This window comes from Cyanobacteriota bacterium, from assembly GCA_025054735.1.
Classification (GTDB): Bacteria; Cyanobacteriota; Cyanobacteriia; order SKYG9; family SKYG9; genus SKYG9.
The window spans coordinates 1-2,285 of the sequence record JANWZG010000524.1; the positions used below are offsets into that span (position 1 = coordinate 1).

General features: G+C 47.3%; 2 protein-coding genes. Both read right to left on the minus strand.

The genetic code is table 11. From position 1 onward, the window contains the following. A partial coding sequence (cphA, locus tag NZ772_17700; GenBank protein MCS6815390.1) for a cyanophycin synthetase occupies positions 1-1,353 on the minus strand: 1,353 nt, incomplete at its 3' end. Between the two features lie 432 nt (positions 1,354-1,785). Continuing rightward, positions 1,786-2,285 (minus strand): cyanophycinase (locus tag NZ772_17705; protein MCS6815391.1); only part of this gene is annotated, 500 nt, incomplete at its 5' end.

The window sequence follows — 2,285 nt, forward strand, 5'->3', positions numbered from 1 at the left end:
TGCGTTCACTTCCACAACCACACCACCCACATCCCTCAGGGGACGAGAAATATCGGGGGTAACAATATCAATACCGGCGATGTCCAAACCAATGATTTTGGCTATACGCTCTGCCATCCACACATTTTCTGGGTGAATGTCATCGGTACGATCAACTGCGATACCACCTGTGCTTAGGTTTGCTGTTGCCCGTAGGTAACAAATTTCTCCCGCAGGCAGTACTGAATCCAAGGTATAGCCCTGTCGCTCTAGTAGTTGCCATGTGGTGCGATCGACTTCAATTTTAGTCAACACATTATCGTGGCCTTCACCCCGGTTAGGATCTTGATTGGTCTCTTCAATCAAGGCAGCAATAGTAGAGTGTCCATCACCGATTACATGGGCTGGAATACGCTCTGCTACAGCAACTACCTTGCCATTGACTACCAGCACTCGGTGATCGCTGCCAGGATAGAACCGTTCGACAATTACACCACGAGAAACTTCCTTAGCAGCATCATAGGCGGCCTCTGCCTGCTCCCAAGTTTCAATATTGATGGTAATGCCGCGTCCGTGGTTACCATCCAGAGGCTTAATCACGATTGGATAACCACCAACATCCTCGATCGCCTGCTCTAGCTCGTCCAGATAGTAGATCAATGCTCCACGGGGCACAGGGATACCCAACTCACTCAAGATACGTTTGGTTCCTTCTTTATCGCTAGCTAGTTCTACCCCTAGGATGCCAGTCTGATTACTCAGCGTAGCTTGAATGCGCTTTTGGTAAACACCATTTCCTAGTTGGATCAGCGATCGAGTACTCAGTGGATACCAGGGAATACCACGCACATCTGCTTCCTTAACGATCGCCTCAGTACTAGGCCCCAAGGCTGCTGCTGCCGCAAACTCGCGTAAATCTCGTAAATCTTGCTCTAGCTCTGCTGCTGGATAAGTACCTGTATCAACAATGCTTTGACAAAGACGAACAGCCGCCCTTGCCGCGTATCGTCCTGCCTGCTCATCAACATACTCAAACACAACTTGGTAAACACCTAACGTTGAGGTTTCTCTAGTGCGTCCAAACCCCACATACATGCCTGCCAAGGTCTGCAACTCCAAGGCCACATGCTCAACAATGTGCCCCATCATGGTACCTTCTTGCACCCGACTCAAAAATCCACCACGGCAACCAGGTGAACAGAAGTGCTCTTCCAAACTAGGCAAAACCCTGACTAACCCTTGATAAAATCCTGAAATTTCATCCGATGGGGACTCTGCTAAATCCTCCAAATCCAATCGCATAACAATCAGCTTGTGGCGACGAATGCTCCAATAGTTGGGGCCGCGTAACGTCTGGATTTTGAGTATCTTCATAACAAGAGAAAAGTGACAAACTCAAGGGCGAAATGTATAAGTAAACAGCCTTACACAAGAGCGATATAGCCAACCTGTCGATAACAGTACAGCAGAGGCAACGTTATCTAGCCTAGTAAGACAGCATATTAAACAGGACTTAACCTAGTCTCAAGGGAATGAATTATTAATTACTGTTCAGTATGAACAGTTTTTTCTTCTAGAAAATGCCGTATTCCAATGACCAGAAAGTCTTACAAATAGGGCTTTATTACGCTCTAGGCTATCTTCAAATGACTCGCTGCGCAAGTTGATTTCGCTACTGGCTGTTGATGATTAGCGTATTAACTATCTATCATCTATTGGTGTACATGGAGCACATCAGCTCGTTAGAGGTTTTGATCAACATCCGCCAATACGCCAGCTCACTTGGCTCTGTTACTCTGTTTTAGATTATACTTGAATGTGGTTTGGTGGTATAGTTGCCCGCTTGGTCATGTCATAGCTGTCACCATGGCTGAGGATGTGAACCCGGAGATCATGGACACTTAGAGGACTACTAGAGTCAGCATAGTACTGATTGGTGTAGGACAGTTCTGAAGGGTCAATGACAGTGACTGTAGCTTTACCTAGGACTCGAACCATGCCATTCGGCTCGAACATAGCACAGGTATCTTCGTCAATGCCGATGCCAATTTTGTCTGGTTGAGTAGCAATAGCGCTCATCAACCGTGCCATCCGATTGCGGTTATGGAAGTGCTGATCGACGATGATTTCTGGAATGATCCCCAAGCCTATAGCCATGTCCACAAGGGAGCGATTTGGGCATTCACCACTACCACCACCAGCGATCATATGGTGACCCATTACTGCTGCGCCTGCACTAGTGCCACCCAGAGTCACGTCACCAGTTTGAGCACGTATACGCATTTTTTCTGCTAGGGATGTTTCTG